Genomic DNA, 22,096 nt, shown 5'->3' with positions numbered 1-22,096 from the left:
GCACCGAGCTAGCTGCCGGCGTCCCCCGCGTCGCTCGTGCCGTCCGCGACGTCGAACGCTTGGAGCAGCGCCGCGCCCTCCGCGAGGAGGGGTTCGCGATCGGCCGGCTGGGCCACGAGCCGGGTCACGTCGCTCATGAGGGTCTCGACGTAGCGCCGCACGACGGCGTGGTGGGCCGCGTCGCCGAACCACACGAGCTCACGGCACACGCGCAACAGGGCCCTGACGACGCGAGGCTCGTTCGCGCCGTACCGGCGCACCTGTCCGAGGGCCAGATCCACGAGATAGGCGAAATCGCGGCCCGGGACGTGCAGCCTGACCGTGCCTTGCGCGTCCGCCACGGCCTGCGGCCCGTGCTGCCGGAGTGAGAGGGCGGCGAGGATCGAGCCGAGGTGGTCCACCGCTTGGTTCGCGGTGTAGGGATCGTTGATGGCGGGCGAGAGCGCTTTGGACGCGACGTCGGCGAGTTGCCGGATCCCGAAGGCGACGTCCTGCTCGAGGGTCCGCTCGTAACCAATCCGTACGCTCTGGGCGAGCGCCCGGCGCAGTTCAGTGCCGTCGTCGGGCGCTAGAGGACGCGCGCCCTCGCCGGTGGTCTCCCATACCCAGGCGAGCGGGGAACCGGCGACGACGTGTCGGCCGATCATGGGCACCATCCGGGCAGTGAGGCCCCGGCTCGCGAGCACCCCGACGAACGCCTCGACATGGAAGGCCTGGACATATCCGGACTGCGGTACCAGCAAGGCCGTGGCGCCGGGCGGCGGGTTCGGCATGCGGATTCCGGGATCACCAGGGACGAAGGACCGCGCGATCACCTTGAGCGTGGCCTTCTCAACCCCCTTCATGACTTGGTCCACCTGGATCGAGTGGGACAGGTGGTGGGCGAAGAAGACGAGCATGACCATGCTCACGAACAGCAGCAGGAGTGCGCCGCTTACCGCGAGGCGAGGGTAGTCCTGGGTGCGCTGTCCGGCGGCGATGCCGACCGTGTAGAGGCCCGCCGTGCTGTAGGCGAACGTGGCGACGAAAGCGCTGAGGGTTACCTGGTTGGGGATGTCGCGCAGGAAGTTCCGCAGCAGCCGTGGGCTGAACTGCGTCGACGCGAGCTGCAGTGCCACGACGGTGAGGCCGAGCACGACGGCGATGACCGTCACCATGGTGCTCGCGATACCGATGAGCAGGTTCCGTGCGTCGTCGGATGTCCCTTGGAAGAGGAGGACGGCGAACGGTGACGTAGCGTCGAGCTGCACCGCTGAAAGGCCCGCGCCCGCGATGATCGCGACGACGACGGCGCAGGTCGGCATCGCCCACAGGGCACTCGCCAGATACTCCCGAACGGCATCACGCCTCACATGTGACACTCTCTGCCGACGGTCCTCGCCAGTCAAGGGGAGACCTGTTGAATTCCCGGAGGACCTTGGACCCTATAACGGCCGCCCGGAGCCGGGACAGACTGGCATATGGCCAACATCTATATTGCTTACGGGACCGTTGAAGGACAGACGGCCAAGATCGCTGAATATATTGCCGACGTCGCTCGTGGCCATGGCCACGAGGTGCAGACGGCGGACATCAAGAAGTCCTGGGATACGCTGGCGGACGGTTACGACGCCGTCGTGGTGGGTGCATCCGTCCATGTGGGCAAGCATGAGGGCTATATCCGGGACTTTGTACGGAAAAACACCGCCGCGCTTCAGCGCCTCCCCTCCGCGTTCTTCTCAGTCAGCCTTGCTTCCCAGGGCGATGAAGTGAACGCCGAGGGTTATGTGGAGAAGTTCGAGGCTGAGACCGGGTGGCGTCCGGCCCATGTGGGGCTCTTCAGCGGTGCCCTCCTCTACACCCATTACGGTTTCATCAAACGCGCCATGATGAAGAAGATCGCCCGCGACAAGGGCAGCCTGGACATCGATACCTCGCGCGACTACGTCTACACCGAGTGGGACGGGGTGAGGCGGTTCACGGAGGACTTCCTGGCTGGACTGGCAGCCCCCGCCGCTTAGGCAAGGGCCGGATCGCACCAGAATCCTTGACTTCATGCCGAGGCTCAACAAGGGTGGAAGGGATCGATCCAAGCGAAATTCTTTCGAATCAGGAGATCCAAAAAATGACTCTTCCCAAAGGTTTGACCTCCGGCACCTGGTTGCTGGACATGTCCCACAGCGAGATCGGCTTCAGCGTCCGGCACGCCGGCATCAGCAAGGTCCGCGGCCGCTTCACGGACGCGAGCGCCGAGGCCCGTGTCCGCGAGTCCCTGGCCGACGCGTCCCTGCATGCAACCGTCAAGACCGCGAGCTTCGACTCCGGAGACGCCAACCGTGACGGCCACGTCCGCGGCGCCGACTTCTTCGACGTCGAGAAGTTCCCGGAGATGACCTTCCGGGCCACCAGCGTAGAGGGCGACGGCGACGACTACACTCTCACGGGCGACCTCACCATCCGGGGAATCACCAAGCCGGTGGAGCTGGAAGTGGAGTTCACCGGCGTCGCGGTTGATCCTTTCGGCGCGACCCGCGCCGGGTTCTCCGCCGAAACCGAAATCAGCCGCAAGGACTTCGGGCTGACGTGGAACGCAGCTTTGGAGACCGGCGGTTTCCTGGTGAGCGACAAAGTGAAGATCAACCTCGAGGCTGCCCTCGTGAAGCAAGGCGAGCCCGCAGCCGAGTAGTCAGCGCCGAGTATTCAAAAGGTAGCCGGCCGTCCGCTCAACTCACAGTGTAGGAGTTGAGCGGGCGGCCGGTGCCGCCATACGTGAGGTCCAAGACGAGAAGGCCTTTTTGCTCCAGGACACTGAGGTAACGCTGGGCCGTCGGGCGGCTGACACCTAGCTGTCCGGCGATCTCAGCAGCACTGACGGGACCCCCGGCGGCGCGGACGGCGTCGAGCGCTTTTTGCATGGTGGGTTGCAGGCGCGGCGCCGGTGCCGCGGGCCTGACCCCGGCAGAGCGCGCGTTGTAGAGGCTATCAATAGTTGCCTGGTCGGCAGTTGAAGCGGAATCCAGCTCCTGCCGCCAGTTCCGGTACGCCTCCAACTGCGTTCGGAGCCGGTCAAAGCTGAAGGGCTTGACCATGTAGTAGACCGCGCCGCTTGTCATCGCTGACTTGACGGTGGCCAGGTCCTGGGCCGCTGTAATGACGATGCAATCGACGTCGGTTCCGGCCGCCTGCAGGGACCGCAGCATCGAGATCCCGTCCTCGTCCGGCAGGTGTACATCCAGCAAGAGCAAGTCGGGGTTGAGGCGCTCGATCGCCTCCCGCGCGGCTGCAGCGGTGTACACCTGACCGACGCATTCGAAACCGTCCACCCTGGCCACGCGGGCAGCGTGGATTCCGGCGACCCGGAAATCGTCGTCAACCACCAATGTCCTAATCAACGTTTCGGGCTCCTTCCCCGTGCATTTCCTCAGTAGGTGAGGCGACAGCAGAAAACGCACAAAACGTGCACTTTTGCGGCTAAGGCGCACAACTTACTGAAGACTTCTGGGCCTGATGATCGCTTCCTAAGCTTGACACAGTTGCCGTGATCCACATCACGAATTCAAGGAAATCCCAATGAAGGGATTCCAAAGACAGAGAGGTCTTAGCAAATGAATGCTATCCACCCCAACCGGCCGCCCGGGGCCCCCGAGAGGGCTGACGACGCCGCGGGCATCGACATCGTCGGGTTGACCAAGCGTTACCTCACTCCCAAGAACGAGACATTCACTGCCATCCGCGATGTGACGCTGAGGGTCGAACCCGGCGAGTTCTGCGCAATCGTCGGGCCCACGGGCTGCGGCAAATCCACCACCCTGGCCCAGGTTTCCGGCCTGGAGCGGCCAAGCGCCGGCTCGGTGCGGGTCCACGATCAGCTCGTTGACGGCATCACCAACGGCGTCAGCTACATGTTCCAAGCGGACGCGCTCTTCCCTTGGAAGACCGTTCTCGGAAACGTGTTGATCGGCCCGGTCCTGCTCGGGACGCCCAAGAAGGAAGCCACCCTGCTCGCAAGAGATTGGCTGCGCCGCGTGGGCCTGGCGGGCTTCGAAGACCGTTACCCGCACCAGTTGTCCGGCGGTATGCGCAAGCGCGTCGCCATGGCGGCGGCGCTGATCAACAACCCGCGCATCCTCTTGATGGATGAGCCGTTCGGCGCACTCGACGTGCAGACCAAGGCCATCATGCAGAACGAACTGCTGCAGCTCTGGGAGGAACTGCGCCCCTCGGTCCTGTTCATCACGCACGACCTCGACGAGGCAGTGGCGCTCGCCGACAAGGTGGTCATCATGACCAGCAGCCCGGGCACCATCAAGGATGTCTTCGACATCGATCTGCCCAGGCCGCGTGGAGATGTCCAGAAGATCCGGCACGAGGAGCGATTCCTGGAGCTGCAGGGCCAGATCTGGGAGTCCTTGAAGGACGAAGTCACCCGCGCCTACAAGCAATCGGCGGGTGTAGCAGCATGACAACCACAATCAGTAGAGGTGCTCCCGTGCAAGAGCAAGAAAAAGCACAAGCGAGTGAACTTAAGAATTCCGCCCGGCGTGCCATGAACCGCCGCACCACATGGGTTTGGGCCGGCCGGGCCATCCTCGCGGTCATCGTGATCGGCGGCTGGCAGTGGTTCACGACCGCCGGCTGGGTGGACAAGTTCTTCTTCGGCCAGCCTTCCGAAATCTGGAACAGCCTGGTGGATCTCTTCACCAAGGGCACGGCATTCGGCACCATCTGGGAGAACCTCTGGGTCACCATGCAGGAGGCGATTTACGGCTTCGCGCTCGGTACGCTCGTCGGCGTCGTGCTCGGAATCCTGCTTGGCTCGAACAAGTACCTGTCCGAAGTTGTCGGCCCGTACATCCGGATTGTGAACTCCATCCCCAGAATCGTCCTCGGGTCCATCTTCATCGTGGCGTTCGGCCTCGGCGTCTTCCCGAAGGTGCTGCTCGCAGCGGTCCTGGTCTTCTTCGTCGTCTTCTTCAACGCCTTCCAGGGCGTCCGCGAAGTGGACCAGAACCTGGTCGGTAACGTTCGCGTCCTGGGTGCATCGCCGCTTCAGGTAGCGATCCACGTGACCATTCCTTCGGCAATGACCTGGATCATCGCGAGCTTGCACACGGCATTCGGTTTCGCGATCATCGGTGCGCTTGTTGCTGAAGTGCTCGGCGCCCAGCAGGGAATCGGCCTCATCATCAGCCAGGCACAGGGGACCTTCGATCCCAACACGGTCTTCGCCTGCATGGTGATCATCGCGGTCATCACGCTCGGCGCGGAATACCTCATCGCCCTGCTAGAGCACACGCTCCTCAAATGGCGGCCACCAAACCGTTCCGAAGCACAGGCGATCTGACGCTCGCCGTCTTCCATTCCACTTACCCAACGCTCGAATCCTCAAAATAGAAGGAAAAGCACAACCATGATGAAGAACAAGATCTACGCCGTCGGCGCTGCCGGAGTGATCGCCCTGAGCCTCGCGGCTTGCGGCACCAGCACCGCAAGCAGCAACAGCACGGCAAGCGGCAGTGCTGCCGCGGACACCGCCTCGATGCCCACCGTGAAGCTCATGGTCGGCGGTATCGACAAGCAGATCTACCTGCCGTACCAGCTCGCAGAGCAGCTCGGCTTCTACCAGAAGTACGGCGTCAAGATGGAGCTTTCCACCGAGTCCCAGGGTGGCGTCGGCGCCGAAGACGCAATGGCATCCGGGCAGGTGGACATGGCCGGTGCTTGGTACGTCCACACGGTCGACTTCCAGTCCAAGGGCAAGAACGTCATCAACCTCGTGCAGCTCTCGAGCGCTCCGGGCGAACGCATCATGTGCAACCCCAAGGCGAACGTAAAGACGGGCGCAGACCTCAAGGGCAAGACCGTAGGCGTCACCGACCTCGGCTCGGGAACCGATGAGCTCACCCAGTTCATCGCTGCGAAGGCCGGCCTCGCGAAGAGTGATTACCACACGATCGCCGTCGGCGCCGGTGCGACCGCAATCGCAGCGATCCAGCGCGGGTCCGCTGACTGCGTCATGACCACCCAGCCGACCGTTGGCGCCCTTGAGAACAAGAACCTCGCCGTTTCCGCGATCGACCTGGCTACCTCTGACGGAGCCAAGGCAGCTCTTGGCGGCACCTTGCCGTCGGCCGGCCTTCTGGCCCAGTCTGACTGGGTCAAGACCCACGAGGACGCAGCTCAGAAGGTCGTCAACGCCCTTGTGGACACGATGCACTGGATCAGCACCCACTCCGCCCAGGAGATCGCCGATAAGCTGCCCCAGTCCTACGTCCAGAACAGCACCATCTCCAAGGACCAGTACGTTGCCGCACTGAACCAGGACAAGGGTCAGTTCCTCCCGGACGGCATCATGCCTGCAGGTGGCCCGAAGACGATCTTCGACGAAGAGAAGACCATCGGCGTTGACACCTCCAAGGTCAACATCGCCGACACCTTCACCCAGAAGTACGCCCAGGCCGCGCTCAAGCTGGAGGGCTACACCGCCACCAGCACCCCTGCTGGCAACGACGGCTAATCCCATCTAGCTCCCAGACGATCGGCCTGCGTGGTAATCCACGCAGGCCGATTGTTTTGTTTTCTCAGGCGATCTTCATCTTGGTTGGGACCTTGTTCTGTTGACCGTCCAGACAGTGACCCAGAGTAGAACGACGGCGATCAACGTCTCGGTCCCGTTGGGAGCAACACCGAACAGTCCCCAGATAACGTATGGAACGACGAACACAAGTAAGCCTGTTGCTACAGCGGCAAATACAACAGCACGACCAGACATCTTGCAGACCTCCCTCACGGCCCTCATAGAGTCTCCGGCATATGGCTGGAGGCTGATCAAATTGAGTACCGGTCGGCCCCGGAAGTGAACGACCCGGCGTGTGAGAAGTCTAGAACCCGATTCCCTAGATAGGCGGCCGGACCGTCTAAATTGAGTGTGCTTTGGGGCGCAATTGAGTGGTCGCGCTCGCTAAATTGAGTGCGGCTCGGAAGCGCTCATAAGTGGGCGTCTGGGCTCAGGTGTCTATGCTCGCCATGTTGGGGTAGCGGGATCCCGCAGCGGACCCTGCCGGGGCCAGTTCGTCGAGGCGCTTCCGGTCATCTTCGGAGAGTACGACGGCGGTGGCCCCCAGGTTTTCTGCCAGGCGTTCGCGCTTCTTGGTGCCGGGGATCGGGACGATGTGCTCGCCCTGAGCCAGCAGCCACGCGAGGGCCAGCTGCCCCGGGGTGCATTGCTTCTGGTCGGCGAGTTCTTTCACCCGGTCCACGAGCTCGAGGTTGCGCTTGAAGTTGTCTCCTTGGAACCTGGGGGAGTGCCGGCGGTAGTCGTTCTCGGCGAAGTCCGCCTCGCTGCGCAGTTGGCCCGTCAGGAACCCGCGGCCGAGAGGGCTGTACGGAACGAATCCGATACCCAGCTCGGCCAACACCGGGAAGACCTTCGTTTCGGGCTCCCGTTCCCAGAGGGAGTACTCGGTCTGCAAAGCGGTGATGGGATGGACGGCGTGGGCGCGTCGGATGGTGTCCGGCGCGGCCTCGGAGAGTCCCAGGTGCCGGACCTTTCCGGCCTGGACCAGTTCGGCCATGGCGCCGACGGTGTCTTCGATGGGGACGGTCTTGTCCACGCGGTGCTGGTAGTACAGGTCGATGTAATCGACGCCGAGGCGTTGCAGGCTGGCGTCGCAGGCGGAGCGGACGTATTCGGGCCTGCCGTTGACGCGCAGGAAGGATCCGTCTTCGCGGCGTTCGTTTCCGAACTTCGTGGCCAGAACGACGTCGTCACGCCGGCCGGCGATGGCCTTGCCCACGAGCTTTTCGTTGGTGAAGGGGCCGTACATGTCGGCGGTGTCCAACAGGCTGCCGCCGGCGTCGAGGAAGGCGTTGATGGTGGCGAGGGACTCGCGGTCGTCCCCTTCGCCGTAGAACTCACTCATGCCCATGCAGCCGAGGCCGAGGGCAGAAACGGTCAATGAACCAAGCGTGCGGTTTTCCATGGGGTTCTCTCCTGTAGGTGGCAGAACGTGCTGGACAGCAGGACGGTGCTCAGGGAGGGGTGCGGGTAGGGCCACTATAGGCAGGTTGGGGGAGGAGGGACAACGTTGGGGCAGGGAGAGCGGAGAAGCTACCGACTGGCAACTCCGGATTGGCCGAACAGTTCCGCATCGAGTTGGTCGATGGCCTCGGGATACCCGGCCACATCGATGGGTCCCCGTGTGGTCTGGAGTGAGACAACTCGGAAACCCGGTCCGAAATTGACTTCCGCGAACTCCGACAGCTCCAAGTGTCCGCGGTCCGGGGGGATGCGCCCATTGACGAGGAAAGTAGCTGGATTGACCCATGAACCATCCCGAGACTCATTTGTCACGAAGTCAACAAGCGGCGCGCGGACGGAAAGCAGGCCCCGCACCCAGCCGTTGGCCAGGCCGCCGGGCAATGGTTCTGGCGAACGAACCCAAACTTCGGTCCACCCGCGCCGTCGCCATAGCTTGAACCTGAGTCGGTCAATCACGCGGGTTGCCACTGGCGAAACAAGCCAAGCGGCCACCAAAGTGATGAAGAAAATGGGAAGTGAGTTGGGTTTTTCCCAACCGAGCGACAGAAAGACGATCGAAGCAAAAGCCGCGCCAAAGGCATAGCCAAGGGCGATCGCCAGCAGACGCTTTATCCTCGCTTGCTTCCCGGTCATGCCACACTATAGGCCCGGGTCCCACGCGTTGTCCCAGACATGGACTCACGTGCCGATGTCCGAAACGGGCCGCGGACCGCGGCGGAAAGTAAGTTGGTGTTGGAACACGACATGCCGTCCGGCTAAGTCGACCGGCAAAGGGAAGCAGGAAAAGGGAAATGAGCGAAACCGCGCTGTGTGCTGCGAGCGTCAATCTGGTGTCGGCCCGGTGACCGCTCGGTTGCGGGTGTGCTTGCCCGACCAGAAACTCCTGGAAGCCATGGAACCCTCCGCCGACGTCGAGTTCCTGGTGTGGGACTTGACTGGTCCCGCCCCGGCGGACGGCTTCGATCTCCTGGTGCCGCCCTACATGGGCCGGCCAGACGCGCTCACGGCGCTGGATGGCGTGACGGTCAGGCTCGTGCAGAGCCAGTCGATAGGGTACGACGGCGTCGCTGACGTCTTGCCGTCGGGATGCGTTTTCGCCAACGCGGCCGGCGTCCATGAGACGTCGACGGCGGAACTCGCCTTGGGGATGATGATCGCCAGCCAGCGCGGGATTCCGGACTTTGTGCGTAACCAGGCGTCCGGAACGTGGGGCTACGGCCAGCGACCCAGCCTGGCGGACCGCCGCGTTCTCCTGGTTGGCTACGGCGGAGTAGGCAAAGCCATTGGAGCCAGGCTGCTTTCGTTCGAAGCACTGGTGATGCGGATGGCAAGCCGCGAACGGGACGATGAACATGGCCGGATCTACGGCATCGACTCGCTGTACGAACAATTGCCGCTCAACGAGATCGTCGTGGTTAGCGTGCCTTTGTCCGAGCAAACCCGTGGGCTGGTGGATGCTCGGTTCCTGGAGGCTATGCCGGACGGCGCATTGTTGGTGAACGTGGCGCGGGGTCCGGTGGTAGACACGGACGCCTTGCTGCGCGAGACGTCCTCGGGACGGTTACGTGCTGCCTTGGACGTGACCGACCCGGAGCCCCTGCCGGCGGACCATCCCTTGTGGGCGGTGCCCGGTGTGCTGATCACGCCCCATGTGGGCGGGGCAAGCTCGGCGATGTTCCCCCGGATGGTCCGGCTGATCCAGAAGCAGATCTCGTTGCTCATGGCTGGTGAGGAGCCGGTGAACGTGGTGCTGGGTCGGGAGTCAATGGCTGGATAGTGGGGTGAGGGGCAGCGGCGCTTGCGGCTGAGCGAACGACGGTGCTGAGGGCTGAGTGCATTGATGGCTGCTACAGACTCGTTGGTGGAGGGACAACGGGTTCGTGGTGGAGTGGCGGCTCAGTTACAAAAATTAAAAGCGGCATTGAATTTTTTGTCATTTCCGTCGAATATCCGTGGGCCGGCATCATTTCACGCATAACTAACGAGACGAAACCCGCAAAGAAGACTGTAACTATCCCCACGTGCCCGGTTTGCGCCAATGAGGCCTATCCGATCGCGTTTGGCACGATCCTGCCTGATGTGCGCGAATCCATGCCGAAGACTGAGTTCGAGGGTTGTTGCATTGACGAGGAAATTCGGATTTATCCCACGACCGGCAAGGTTGAACAGGTACGCCCAAATGGGCCTGCCAGAACGCCGAGTGCTGCCTCGGTGGTAGTGCGAACGGCTACTGGTTAGCTCCCCAGATGCCAAGAATAGCTGGAGGCGTTCCAGTTGACGGTTGCGGAGAAACGATAGCCGGACGAGGACCCGTCTGCATTGGTTTTGTTGACTGCAATGCATTGGAACGTACCCGTAATTGCCGTCAGGTCATCCGATGAGCCACCGCCCAACGCAGTGCACGACGCAAGCGTAATGGGCCCAGTGAGAATGCCATCAGTGACGCGCGACTGTGCATCCTTTAGCACGGAATCCTCGAGGGCCGTGACTATTGCCTGGCGCCGCTTCCGCTCGGAGGCATCGGCTGCTTGTTTTGCGGCTGCCGCTGATGCCGATGCCTGTGCTGCCGCTGATGCCGATGCCTGTGCTGCCGCTGATGCCGATGCCTGTGCTGCATCAGATTCACGCTTCTTCTCGGCTTCGGCGGCTGCTGTTGCCGCGGCCTGCTCCGCGTTCACCTGATTCGTGTGCTGAACGTTAAGGGCGATTCCGATTCCAACAATCACCGCGATCAGAACAGCCGCGACAATGAACGCGGCACGCTTGTTGATTTTTGCAAAACGGCGCTGAGTGTCATAGCCAGAACCGCAATTCGGGCAAAAGCTGCCGAAGGTCTTGGTTTGAACGCTACATTTCGGACAAACCTTCGTCGGCGGATCTGTGGGGTTCCCCGTGGTCGCAGCTTCCTCACTCCCGGACGGATCGGTATCTTGGAGGAGGCCATCATTGGGCATCGAGGGTTCACTGCTCTGCCTGAGGTTGTCCTCGGGCGAACCATCCGATTGGGGGTTATTCACGGGCCGGCTCCTTGCGACATTTCACAAACGCTCACCTTCTGTTCATTCCTAAACGACAAGAATCCTGAGCGTCCACTTGGGGGTTGATGAGTAAATAAAGCGCTAGCCGACTACAAAATGAATCATACCGTGACGCCCTGCAATTTGGGTCCACGTTGGTTCAAAGTTAAGAATTCATGCACGCTCGAATGGGCTAATGACGCATACCCAGAAAAGCGCCCTGAACTTATTCCAAGTCTCCTGCACTGTGCAAACTGCGGCTAACTGTCATCGTTTCGCTCACCCAGGCACCCAGCTCTCCGCCCGCGCTAACGCAAGCTTCAGCTCCCGACCACCCGCCTCTTCCAGCAGGCCGGAATCACCCACTACCACCAGCAGGCTCCGCGCCCGAGACAATCCCACGTAGAGCTGTTCGGCCGCCCGGTCCATGTCCTTGAACCCGTTGACGCAGAGGACTACAACGGATCGTTCCAGGCCCTTGAATCCCAAAACGTGGCCATAGAACTCTGCATCTCCTGCGTGGAACTCACGCCAGTAGTCTTCAGTGGCGCCCCGTTCGAAGTAGTCCAGATGAACCGGGTGCCGTTTCTTTGTGGTGAGGAGCGCAATCTGGTTGTTGGCCCAGCCTTCAGCGATGAGAGCGTCCACGCAGTCCCCGCCGATGTCGAGCGCCTCGTCAGCGGGGCAATTTACGAAGCGGACAGGCAGGCCAGTGCTGCCACGGGGAGTGAAGTGTTCCCCTGCGAAGGGTCTGAACGTTTCGGCGATTTTGCGGGTGTTGCGGAGGTTCTCATCAATGTGGATGGGCACAAAGGTTGCCGTGGGTCCGTAGGTCAGGTCCGCCGTCGCGCCGCTCCATCTGCGGTAGACGTCTTGGCGGTCATCCATGAACGCGAAGACCTCGCCGCCGTCGGGGTCTTTGGTGCAGGCCAGCAGCGCTTCCCACCACAGCGGGGCAAAGTCCTGCGCCTCATCGACGACGATGGCGTCCAGCCGCTCGTGCGGCTCCAGCCCGGCCGCGAGCTTCTTAAGGAGGCGCGGCATCTCCTCGTCAAAGTAGGCCTGCCCGGAACCGTCGGGAACGCCAAGCCCGCGCACGTATTCGTGGAATTCGCCGGTGAAGACGGGCTTGGCTTGACGCCAAGTGGCAACCCGGTCCTGCAGGTATTGTCCGAGGCCCTTGTTGTAGCAGAAGAGGCCGACGCGTTTGCCCTGTTTGCTGAGCAGGCGGGCCTTCTCCACTGCCAGCCAAGTCTTCCCGCTGCCCGCACCACCTGTAAACCGGATCCGGGGGAGTGACCGTGTTGCTTGGAGCAACACTGCCTGACGTTCGGTGAGATGGTCTTGCGCGTCTTCATTCTCCTTGGGATTTCGGGAGGTCCCGACGGCCGTGTCCAAGTCTCCGCTCAGCTGACGAACGATGCGTTCCAGGAAAGCCGGGGCCAAGGGGGAGGCCCCGCCACCTTCGTTCTCTATCGCCCGGCGCACCAGCTCGGCGGGGGACTTGCTGTCGGTCTGGTCAAGGATGAGCGAGCGGGGGCAGCCGGCCATAGCCCAGTCGTTGCGTACAGCCGTGTAGGGCAGGCTCACCATGTATGCGCACCGGCTACTTAGACGCGAACCAAGTTGTTTCTCAAGCCAGTTCTTGAAAGCGTGCAGGGAGCTCTGTGATTGCGCCACCGGACTCTGGATCTTGTGTTTTCCGCTCCGATCGGACTGGTACCACTGCCCATCGGCAATGGTGACCTGCCCGCCCTTCACCTCGATGGCCCCTAACCCGACGCCTGGCCAGAGGACAAGCAGGTCGATCTCGTGCTCGGCCCGGCCGTCACGCACTTGGACCGAGTGGGCCAGGACAACGTCGTCTGGGAGGCTCGTCCTCAGTGCGTCCCAGACAGCCTTTTCCGCCAGCTGACCGTCGCCGAATTCCGGTTCCTCCGGTATGCACCTCATTACTGCCCCCTGCTCGTCGCCCTGTCAGGGGCGTGATCCTGCGCCTATCCTATGGTCAGCTCCCCAGCAGCCCCATTGTTCAGCAGGCGCATGAACAGTTCACGACCCCGATTACGTGGCAAGAACATGAATGGCGAGGGCAGCTTGTATCACGCGAGGACTTGGTCTTGTTGAGCCTCAGCCGGCCTTAGCGGATTGGGTGCCTCTCCTCGTTCCAAGCGGCGCTCAATAGGCAGAGTTCCAAATAGTCGTGGATGCGCACGCTAACTGACATTGGCCAGTCAATGGAATGCCGCTTTCTGGAGATTAGCAAGCCAACCGGGGCGCCCTCACTTCGAACTCACTGCAGAGCAAAGGATCCGCCGAGTGGCAGCAGGACACCTGCACTGAGCTGGTCGCTAGGTGGGGTGAAGTGCCGTCGGCCGTGTTCTTGCGTGCCGTGGTGTCGAATTGTCTATGGCACCGGCTAATCTTGCGCGCAATAGGTTTGTTTTATTAGGGGGTAGTCGCCAGTGGTAGAAATAGCCGACAAGGATGTCTCGAAAGCGGCAATCACGAGCTATGCGGACTGGAATGCGGCCCTGGCGCGTGCGTTCTTCGGCCGAGACAAGGCCGGTGAGCTCGTCTATTTGGACAAGGATGACGACCCATTTGAGCAGGCTTGCCGTGATGTCGGGGTTGGGCTGAATGACGCCGATGAATCCTTGGCGCGAGCTGTTGGCGAGAAGCTTTGCTGGAAGCAATCGGGCCGGGCATTCTTTGCCGACTTCGACCTGATGACGAAGTCCTGGGTGGCAAGAAGGCGCAATGCGATTAGGGACTCGATTGAGATACCTCCGCCTCCTCACATCGCGCTTTTAGTCTTGTTCTCATCGGCGGCTGAACGTATGGGAAGCGCAAACATTGACACCGGCGCCGCCGAATCGAGCTATTACTCGAGCCTCGAGGGTCTCCTGGGAATACCCCGCGAGGAATCCGGCAGGTTTCGCGTTTCGTTCACCAAGTCGAGCGAGGCTTATTGGGAATCACTGAGCCTGTGGCTTGAGGACCAGGATGGCCAGAGGGGGCTACCTAGTGCTTATGCGCTGATGCACCGCTATGTCGGCCTGCCGATTTCTCAAGCCCTGGTTCGCGAACGCGAGCGCCGCAATTTGAAGAAGATGTTCGAGGAACAGGGGTTTCTCCCGGGAACAGCCGTGTCGCACATCGACATGCACGGCGCCATTGACGTCTGGATCGCATCTGCTCGAACGACGGCCAACGCGGTTCTCCGAAAGATGTGGGCTTCAACGGAGTTGCAAAACCGGATCGTCGAGATTGCGCTCGGCGAGCTTGCGACTTGGGATGGTGCTGGGCAGCTCGGCGGCAGCGGCCAGACCCTCCCTGGACAAAAGAACCAGCGGGCGCTCCTGACGTTGAGGGACGCCAGGGTAGCGCTCCGATCGGAGATGCGGTTTGGACTGATGGCTGGGCCTAACGTATCCCCGGGAGACATGTGCCGAATAGAAGGGCTTGACGGGGCAGCCCGCGAATTCCCTCTAGACCTAATCGGCGTAGGTTCCGCTGGCTTTGATTTCCGGGCCGTGGGGCTGGACGTCGGCTCCGCTGTCAGCGGTGATCTTCAGATCCATTTGAGTTCCGGCCTTAAGCTGGGGCGATTCCCCAAGAAGGTCGTCATCTTGACTCGAGATGCCTTTTCGGCGGCTTATGTTGAATCGGATCGAATCAATGCAGCCGTCCTTTCTCGCCTCCTCGTTCGGGATGAACCTCAGCTGGTTGCTGCGGTTCAGAAGATCCTTTCCGACGCAGCCCAGCCGGGATTTGCTGCAGTTCCAGGCGGTACCGGGGGTGTGCCGCGAGGATGGACAGTCTTCAAGGACGTCGTACTCTTGCGCGCGCCGGAGCCCGCGCTGGTGACGGGAAGTGATCTTTCTGCCTTTCAGCCGAGACTCTCAACTCAAATGACTATCTCGGGTGGTCTCAAGCTGCCCGGACGGCTGCCGCGCTGGAGCGCGTTTAGCCCAATTCACGTAATCATCGCTTCCGAAACGGACGACCCGGTTGACCTTGCGATTCTGACTCGCAACGCCGAGACCCTCCAAACGGAAGAGACCGTTATCAGCCGTGGACTGTCCGTCCCTGCGGTGGTGAACTTGACCGACATCCTGGAAGGGGTCGACGACTTCACACTTTCTTTGAGGCGAGGCAAGACGACCCTTCAGACGCTGGCTGTGAAACTCAGGAGCTCGTGGGTTCCCAGCCCGGATTGCTCACAACGTTTCAGGTCGCTTTGCCACGATCTGGGGGATCCGTTGTGGCCAATCCAAGCTGTTCCCAGCGAAGATGCGGCAACGCCAGGGGTCGATGGTATTGCGGTTTCGGGCGCCGTAGTTCGTTATACGCCTCGCAAGGTGGCCAGCCGACCGGACTGGAACAGCCAAGGGCGGGTGGATCCGAAGTCTCCGCCTTTGCTTGTGGCAGGTCCACCGGCGGACTCCTGCATCGTGACGGGGCGCCACCGTTGGAACCTCCCGCTCTTCGATGGAAAGTGGCCAAAATCGAGGTGGATGTATGGGGTCTGCACACAGTGCGGAATGAGCAAACGCCATCCAACGCGGATTCCGAAGGACCAAACTAGTCGGGATCTGGCCGCCCCGCGTAAGAACTGCGCTCCCCGCCGTCGGGTCTGCCACTGCCCCGTGGACAGCGCTCATCGATGCACTGTTTTACCTCGGAGCCGGATCCCGCCACGAATTCTCAACTCTCGCGCGCCAACTCGAGGACTCAGCAATCTTTGAGAATCAGCTCCTTCACGATCTTGAGGCGCTAGGCCTCATCGAATTGGAAAGAAATGCCGAGTTGGAAGTGACCCAATGGGAAGCAGCAGCAACTTGCATTGGGGAACTGTCAGATGGGACCTGGCTGCTCACAGGCTATTGGGCCAAGCAGTTAGATTGCGACGTAATCGGGGCCCTTGAAGACCTTGGAGCAACGGTGACAACCAAGGCGCCGCAACGCCAGGGATTGAGGATCATAGCTGGTATTTCAGACCAGGATTTGGCCACGGTTGCTGAGCAGTTTGACCTGGATTTGGTGCCGCATGCATCACAGTCCATCGCGATGGCGCTACCGATCCTTTCTTCCGTCGGTGCAGGCTTGAACCGTCGCGACATGCCGTTTGCGAGTAGATATGAATATTTTGATACGCGCTCCGCCACTTGGATTGAGCTCGAGACCGCAGTACTGACGGGTCTTTATCGCGTATCTCACAGCTTCAGCTCGCGTTACTACTACAGGAATGCCCAAGACGTGGCTGACGAGACGGCATCCATCGTAACCATGCAGCTAGGAAAGCATCTTGCCGCCCTAGAAGCGAAACGTCCGCTGATCGCATACGATCCAGTCGAAAGCTCGCTGTCGGTCCCACTCGGGGCTGAACTCCCTGGCATGTATGGCCGCGCTGCCGTTATGGGCGATGGCGATCTACCCGAAATTCGGCGTTCAGACCGGTCGGTCAACTACCTCAATGTTCCTCCTGCCGCCGCGGCAGCGATTATCGGAAAGCTCACGTCATGACCCGGCACCCCAACCCAATCAGCATTAGCAACGACCTCAAAGAGGCCTTTTCACGATACTTTTCGACAAACTATCGACTCCGATCCTCCGGGCTGGCCGCGGACAGGGATGACCTCCTCGCCTTGCCAGGACAAGTCTTCCAGGAACCCCTGGTTGAACCCGTCATTCCCTATCCGGCCACAGACGACCTCATAGATACGGCCATGGCAGCTGGCTACTCGGAATCAGTTGGACGTACTGTCGGGGACGCATTTTTTCGTCAATACGTGAATCCCGGCGAAAGAGTACGAGTTCGACGGCACCAAGCGACAAGCATCCTGACGAATAAGGGTAGTGGAGAGGCGGGCAAAATAAACGTCGTCCTGACCTCGGGCACCGGATCCGGCAAGACTGAAGCGATCCTCTTGCCCATCTTGCTGCGGCTAGTGGAGGAATCGGAAGGGTGGAGTAGGCCTGGGCCCGTCAACAAATGGTGGACCGGGGACACTTTCAGCCCGATGCGGAAGAATGAGAAGCGCAAGGCCGCAGTTCGAGCGATGATCCTGTACCCCACGAACGCACTTGTGGAAGATCAGCTGAGTCGTCTCCGACTTGCCTTCAGGAGGATTTCTGAGACCCGTCCGGAGGCGCGCCTCTGGTTTGGGAGGTACACCGGTGCAACACCCGGAAACAACGTACTCCCAACCCCCTCCGCGAAGTCGGGTGTTGTTTCTCGTGTAATCCAAGAACTTCGGGAGATGGCCGATGAGTACAAGAGCCTTGTGTCTTCTGGGACAGTGGAAGAGAGCGATTTGTCACTCTTCACTGACCCAACGATTCATGAGATGGTCGCCCGGTGGGATATGGTTCAGGACCCGCCAGACGTGATGGTCTCTAACTTTGCAATGATCAACGCGATTCTAATGCGGGATTTCGAAGCACCGCTATTTCGGCAGACACGGGAATGGCTCGCTGAATCGCCGGATCACGTGTTCACATTGGCAGTCGACGAACTCCACTCATACAGGGGTTCCGCCGGGAGCGAAGTTGCACTGCTTTTGCGCCGGCTCATGAGCCGGCTTGGCCTCGAACCGGACAACCCTCAGCTGCGTATCATCGCCGCCAGCGCGTCGCTAAATCAGGACGACCAAGGCTTGAACTTCTTAGAGGAGTTCTTCGGGGCGTCGAAGAACAGCTTCCTCGTCACAGCCGGGCAGCCCCGTGCAATTGTGAACCCGCTGCCAATTAGCCGAGTTCAGGCGCTGACAGAACACGCGGCCGGGACGCTGGTAAATCGATCTGCTGAACTCTCTGAGGCTATTGCAGCGGCTTGCTTTGTGGAGGAGGAAGGCCGGTACCGGGCTCAATTCCTTCAGACTATTTCGCAACGGTTGTTCGGCAGCGACGATCCTGACCTGACGGCACTTCAGGCAGTTTTCCAAGCTGTGGCACTCGGGCGACAAGTTGGCATCCCTCTGCGGGGCCACATATTTGCCCGCGTATTGTCGGGGTTGTGGGCCTGTAGTAGCGTCCTTTGCTCGGGCGTATCTCCCAGCAGACGCGACATACACCGTAACGTGGGCAAGCTCTTCGGACAACCCGTGTCCGTCTGCGACGACTGTGGCAGCCGAGTCCTGGAGCTCATCTTATGTGGCGAGTGCGGCGATACAAGCCTCGGCGGCTACGTATTGCCCTTCAGCGACGGAACAGAGAGCCTGAGCGCAACGCCGGCGGGGATCCTGTCCGAAGCGCCGGGGTTGGTGACGCGTCGAAACAGGGGTATCTACAGATGGTTTTGGCCTGCGCACGGCGACCAGACGCCCGTTGGCGCCGGTAGTAAGTGGTCAAGTCAATCATTCGATGTTGCCTGGGTCCGGGCACGATTGGAAACTAGCGGACGCATTGAAGTCGGCGCTCCCGAAGGGGCAAATGGTTGGGTGCTTCAGATCAGCGGCAAGGGCGACGCCAACGCAACACCCGCCATCCCCGGTAAGTGTCCTCAATGTGGGCAACAGGGACGCCAGACGGCTGAATTTGTCCAAGGCCAAGTGGCTTCATCTCTGCAAGGCCACGCGACATCGCCGGCCCAGACGACTTCTGTGTACCTCCGTCAGCTCCCTCGGACCCTTGGCGAGCGCCCGGCGGACTACCGAACCATAGTGTTCACAGACAATCGAGATTCCGCGGCCCGGACAGCCGCTTCCCTCGCAACCCGACAGTACAGCGACATTCTGGTTCAGATGCTTCGAAGAGGCCTCACTGAGGCAGCGGACACAGATGTTGTGGATATCCTTCGACGCTTTACCTCCGACCCATCGAGTCTGAAGCCTGCTGAGCTCGCCCAAGCACAGCACTTACTGCAGACGAATCCGGGGGCGATCACAGCAGTCGTGCGTGTAACCGCTGGTGTGGCCACCCCGGCGGACTACCAGGTACTGTCCGACCTGAACTCAGCTGGTTCCGAGTCCATCGCATGGAATGACCTCCGAGTTCGGATCGAAACACAGATGGTCGACTTGGGAATCAGCCCGGGTGGCCCGTCGCCCTTTGCACAGAGCTTCAATAAGGAGCCTTGGTACACTTTCTATGCGCCCCCGGAGCCGGGACTTTGGACAAAGGCCGATGCTGCATCCTCGGCTGTTGCGCAAGAGAAGCTTGGCAACATGCTGGACATGGAATTGGCACGACAAGTGTTCGACTCCGGCCGGCGCGATGTTGAATCGACGGGGCTGGCCTGGGTCCGCGCAGACGTATCGGGGACTGGATCCAGCCTCGACGGTGGTCTGGCGAGTGAGGTTGCGGCAAGCTGCGTGCGGCTATTAGGTCTGGACTTGAACTACGAAGGATCTTTCGCCGCCAGTGCGGACGGGATCAAGACCCCTACAGCTGTCCGGGACTACTTGAAACGAGTTTCGGTCTTACACCGTGTCGACGGCGGAACTCTCGAGGCGTGGGCATACGGCGTTCTCAAGAGCCAGGGGCTGACACACGACGGTTGGATCCTAAAAATACACGGAGCTACGAATCACATACGTTTCGCCCCTCCATCCGGCCAAGTGTGGACTTGCGACCGCTGTGGTTTTGTCCACCTGCACGGCTCTGCCGGAGTCTGCGCCAACAAGGGCTGTGACTCCTCGACACTGTCGCAACACGATGGAGCGGCCGCCGGAGGGGACTACTACGGTTGGCTTGCGAGTCAGGACCTGAGACGAATAGCGGTTGCTGAGCTCACCGCCCAGACGAAGCCAGCCAGTGAACAGCGCAAGCGTCAGCGCTGGTTCAAAGGCATCCAGCTGCCAGCCCCGAAAGAGAACCCCCGGACCTGCCAGCTCGATGTACTAAGCGTCACGACGACCATGGAGGTCGGCGTCGACATTGGCGCTCTGAACGCTACGTTGATGGCCAACATGCCTCCCCAGCGATTCAACTACCAACAACGAGTCGGCCGCGCCGGCCGCGCCGGACAAGCGTTCTCATTCGCCGTCACGTCGTGCCGCGACTCGGCCCACGATGAGTACTATTTCAATAATGCCTACCGCATGACGGGCGATCTTCCCCCACAACCGTTCCTTGACCTGGGACGCCCCCGAATCGTACAGCGGGTCGCCGCATCTGAGCTCCTTAAGCAGGCCTTCTCATCTGTGCCTGGGAGTCCAGGATGGACACCCGACAGCCTGCACGGGTCGTTCGGAAAGGTTGAATCATGGACCGGGTACCGTTCCGATGTCGCCAACTGGCTCAGTTCGCATCCGAACGTTGGTGAAGTCGTTCGGCAGCTGAGCCACTACACGAAGCTCACCGAGATGCAGGTCCTGGAGATCGAGCGTTGGGCGCGCATCGAACTCGTCCCAGAAGTCGATCGCATCATTGCGCTGCCTGAACGAAGCGAGGAGGAACTTAGCTTAGTCTTGGCGCTGGGCGGGCTGCTCCCGCTCTTCGGATTTCCTACGAGAGTTCGCAATCTCTACGACGGTGAAGTCATGGGCAGGGTGCTGGACCACAACGTGGTTGCTGACCGTCCTCTGGCGATGGCTGTCACGAATTACGCACCCGGCGCCGAAGTCGTCAGGGACGGACTCGTTCACACGGCAGCAGGATTTGCCCACTACGAGAAGACGGGCAGATCATGGTCGCCTGCTGACCCGATGGGATCTTCCCACGAGGTCGTCTCGTGCCCGGATTGCGCAACGACCTTCATTGACCGGACAGTCGATGACGTTTGTGAGAACTGCGGCTCCGAAGTGGTGCGGTTCTCCATGTTTGAGCCGCGCGGGTTTAGAACTACCTACAAGCCACGTCCCTACCGTATCGACGGTTCGCGGGCACAGTCGAAAAGCCTCCCAACATTCGTGTCCGCCCAAAAGGAGACGGCGCTGGAAGAAGTCCTGGGTGTCGACGTGCGGTTGTACGAGCAGGGCAAGTTGCTGCAGTACAACGACAATAGGGGGCGCCTGTTCGACCTTAAGCGGCAGGGCGATGGTTCTGTGGTGGCCGTGGACAAGTTGATCTATACACGTGGTTGGAAGGATATGCCCACATCGGGGATCGACATCGGAAGGAGCGCTATTGGGGAAATCCGCACGACGGACGCTGTGACAGTCGCGTTCACACGGCTGAGAACGCCCACCGGAGGCCTTCCTACCTCCGCAGGGGTACTCCCAGCAGGAATGTCGGCCCTCTGGTCGCTCGCTGAGGTGATGCGCGCTGGGGTGAAGACACAGCTAGACATCGACCCACAGGAGATGCAGGCAGGTCTTCAGCATTTGACCACTGCCGGCGAGCCGACCGCGAGAGTGTTTTTGGCCGACAGCCTGGATAACGGAGCCGGTTTCGCCGTGGAGATCGCCAAACCGGAAAATTTCCAGGCCCTGCTGTGTTCCACCCGCGAGACATTGCGGGTCATGTACGAAGACAACGGCCATGCCGGCTGTTCTACGTCGTGCCCCGATTGTCTTAGGTCGTGGGACAACCAACGCCTCCACGGCGTTCTCGACTGGAGACTAGCGCTCGACATGCTCGATTTGTGCGCGGGAGACGAATTGAGACTCTCTCGGTGGTTCGGTCGCAAGCAGGAGCTTCAGTCGGCTGCAAAGTCGATCGACACCAGTTGCGAGGTCGTAGAGGCAGGGTCCCTGGATGTCCCTGTTGTGCTCATGCCGAATGAGAAGGTCGGCGTTGTTGTGGGTCATCCCCTGTGGTTCCGAGGTGCCTCCGGTTGTCCAGACGTACAGCGGGAAACAGCCATCGCCGAGGCAAAACAAGACCTGCCAGGATACCGACTTTCGATGAGCGATCACTTTGAGTTTGACCGGCGCGCACTCCAGGTGCTCGTCTCGGCGTTAGAGGGCGAGGCTTCAGCTCTCTGAGACTGGCTTTCGCCACCGGATCCGTTGTGTTGGCTTGCTCTCCGCCAGTTCCTGGGCAAGCCGACAGAATGAGGTTGGTTGTCGGTGATGACTAGTACGCTGACGCAGTGACTAATTTCATTGGGGGAGGGGCAGCTGACCACCTGCCTGAGGGCTTGTATGAACTGCTCAAGACCGAAAGGCTG

The 22,096-nt window shown here is 60.9% G+C and carries 15 protein-coding genes; 9 read left to right on the top strand and 6 right to left on the bottom strand.

The genetic code is table 11. From position 1 onward, the window contains the following. Positions 1 to 8: 8 nt before the first annotated feature. Positions 9 to 1,352: a DUF2254 domain-containing protein gene (locus ABEA18_RS02680; protein ID WP_345447795.1), complete on the bottom strand. Its 1,344-nt coding sequence runs from the start codon at positions 1,350 to 1,352 to the stop codon at positions 9 to 11. Positions 1,353 to 1,460: 108 nt separating this feature from the next. Here ABEA18_RS02680 and ABEA18_RS02675 point away from each other — a divergent pair, with 108 nt between their 5' ends. Both ABEA18_RS02675 and ABEA18_RS02670 read left to right on the top strand, forming a co-directional pair. Next, positions 1,461 to 2,000 carry a flavodoxin domain-containing protein gene (locus tag ABEA18_RS02675; protein WP_345447794.1) on the top strand — a complete coding sequence of 180 codons (540 nt, stop codon included), beginning with the start codon at positions 1,461 to 1,463 and terminating at the stop codon, positions 1,998 to 2,000. Positions 2,001 to 2,104: 104 nt separating this feature from the next. Next, complete coding sequence (locus ABEA18_RS02670) at positions 2,105 to 2,665, top strand: YceI family protein (protein ID WP_345447793.1); 561 nt, start codon at positions 2,105 to 2,107, stop codon at positions 2,663 to 2,665. Positions 2,666 to 2,702: 37 nt separating this feature from the next. Here ABEA18_RS02670 and ABEA18_RS02665 read toward each other — a convergent pair whose 3' ends face one another. Further along, positions 2,703 to 3,371, bottom strand: a complete 669-nt coding sequence (locus ABEA18_RS02665; protein ID WP_345447792.1) for a response regulator — start codon at positions 3,369 to 3,371, stop codon at positions 2,703 to 2,705. Positions 3,372 to 3,584: 213 nt separating this feature from the next. Between ABEA18_RS02665 and ABEA18_RS02660 the strand changes: the two genes are divergently transcribed. The 3 genes from ABEA18_RS02660 (at position 3,585) to ABEA18_RS02650 (ending at position 6,496) form a co-directional block, all read left to right on the top strand. Further along, positions 3,585 to 4,442, top strand: a complete 858-nt coding sequence (locus ABEA18_RS02660) for an ABC transporter ATP-binding protein (RefSeq protein ID WP_345447791.1) — start codon at positions 3,585 to 3,587, stop codon at positions 4,440 to 4,442. Positions 4,443 to 4,468: 26 nt separating this feature from the next. Beyond that, positions 4,469 to 5,323, top strand: a complete 855-nt coding sequence (locus ABEA18_RS02655) for an ABC transporter permease (protein WP_284991788.1) — start codon at positions 4,469 to 4,471, stop codon at positions 5,321 to 5,323. 66 nt (positions 5,324 to 5,389) lie between these two features. After that, positions 5,390 to 6,496 (top strand): ABC transporter substrate-binding protein, encoded by a 1,107-nt coding sequence (locus tag ABEA18_RS02650; protein ID WP_345447790.1) that lies wholly within the window; start codon positions 5,390 to 5,392, stop codon positions 6,494 to 6,496. Between the two features lie 490 nt (positions 6,497 to 6,986). Here ABEA18_RS02650 and ABEA18_RS02645 read toward each other — a convergent pair whose 3' ends face one another. Beyond that, positions 6,987 to 7,961 (bottom strand): aldo/keto reductase, encoded by a 975-nt coding sequence (locus ABEA18_RS02645; protein ID WP_345447789.1) that lies wholly within the window; start codon positions 7,959 to 7,961, stop codon positions 6,987 to 6,989. 128 nt (positions 7,962 to 8,089) lie between these two features. Next, positions 8,090 to 8,653, bottom strand: a complete 564-nt coding sequence (locus ABEA18_RS02640) for a hypothetical protein (RefSeq protein ID WP_345447788.1) — start codon at positions 8,651 to 8,653, stop codon at positions 8,090 to 8,092. A gap of 208 nt (positions 8,654 to 8,861) precedes the next feature. On the opposite strand from ABEA18_RS02640, the gene ABEA18_RS02635 reads away from it, so the two are divergent. Next, positions 8,862 to 9,797: a 2-hydroxyacid dehydrogenase gene (locus ABEA18_RS02635; protein WP_345447787.1), complete on the top strand. Its 936-nt coding sequence runs from the start codon at positions 8,862 to 8,864 to the stop codon at positions 9,795 to 9,797. Positions 9,798 to 10,254: 457 nt separating this feature from the next. On the opposite strand, the gene ABEA18_RS02630 is transcribed toward ABEA18_RS02635, so the two are convergent. Both ABEA18_RS02630 and ABEA18_RS02625 read right to left on the bottom strand, forming a co-directional pair. Continuing rightward, positions 10,255 to 11,037: a hypothetical protein gene (locus ABEA18_RS02630; RefSeq protein WP_345447786.1), complete on the bottom strand. Its 783-nt coding sequence runs from the start codon at positions 11,035 to 11,037 to the stop codon at positions 10,255 to 10,257. 279 nt (positions 11,038 to 11,316) lie between these two features. Then, positions 11,317 to 12,990 (bottom strand): nuclease-related domain-containing DEAD/DEAH box helicase, encoded by a 1,674-nt coding sequence (locus tag ABEA18_RS02625; RefSeq protein WP_345447785.1) that lies wholly within the window; start codon positions 12,988 to 12,990, stop codon positions 11,317 to 11,319. Positions 12,991 to 13,502: 512 nt separating this feature from the next. On the opposite strand from ABEA18_RS02625, the gene ABEA18_RS02620 reads away from it, so the two are divergent. The 3 genes from ABEA18_RS02620 to ABEA18_RS02610 all read left to right on the top strand — a co-directional run bounded on the left by ABEA18_RS02620 (position 13,503) and on the right by ABEA18_RS02610 (position 21,911). Then, positions 13,503 to 15,788, top strand: coding sequence for a hypothetical protein (locus ABEA18_RS02620; RefSeq protein WP_345447784.1), 2,286 nt, complete (start codon positions 13,503 to 13,505; stop codon positions 15,786 to 15,788). A gap of 67 nt (positions 15,789 to 15,855) precedes the next feature. Then, positions 15,856 to 16,566 (top strand): hypothetical protein, encoded by a 711-nt coding sequence (locus tag ABEA18_RS02615; protein ID WP_345447783.1) that lies wholly within the window; start codon positions 15,856 to 15,858, stop codon positions 16,564 to 16,566. Next, positions 16,563 to 21,911, top strand: a complete 5,349-nt coding sequence (locus ABEA18_RS02610; protein WP_345447782.1) for a DEAD/DEAH box helicase — start codon at positions 16,563 to 16,565, stop codon at positions 21,909 to 21,911. Before ABEA18_RS02615 ends, ABEA18_RS02610 begins: the two co-directional genes overlap by 4 nt. Positions 21,912 to 22,096 lie beyond the last annotated feature (185 nt).

Origin of the sequence: Arthrobacter gyeryongensis, assembly GCF_039543785.1 — a bacterium.
GTDB classification, from domain to species: Bacteria; Actinomycetota; Actinomycetes; order Actinomycetales; family Micrococcaceae; genus Arthrobacter; species Arthrobacter gyeryongensis.
The sequence above is the reverse complement of the archived record's forward strand: the minus strand, read 5'-3'. Positions and strand labels throughout refer to the sequence as shown.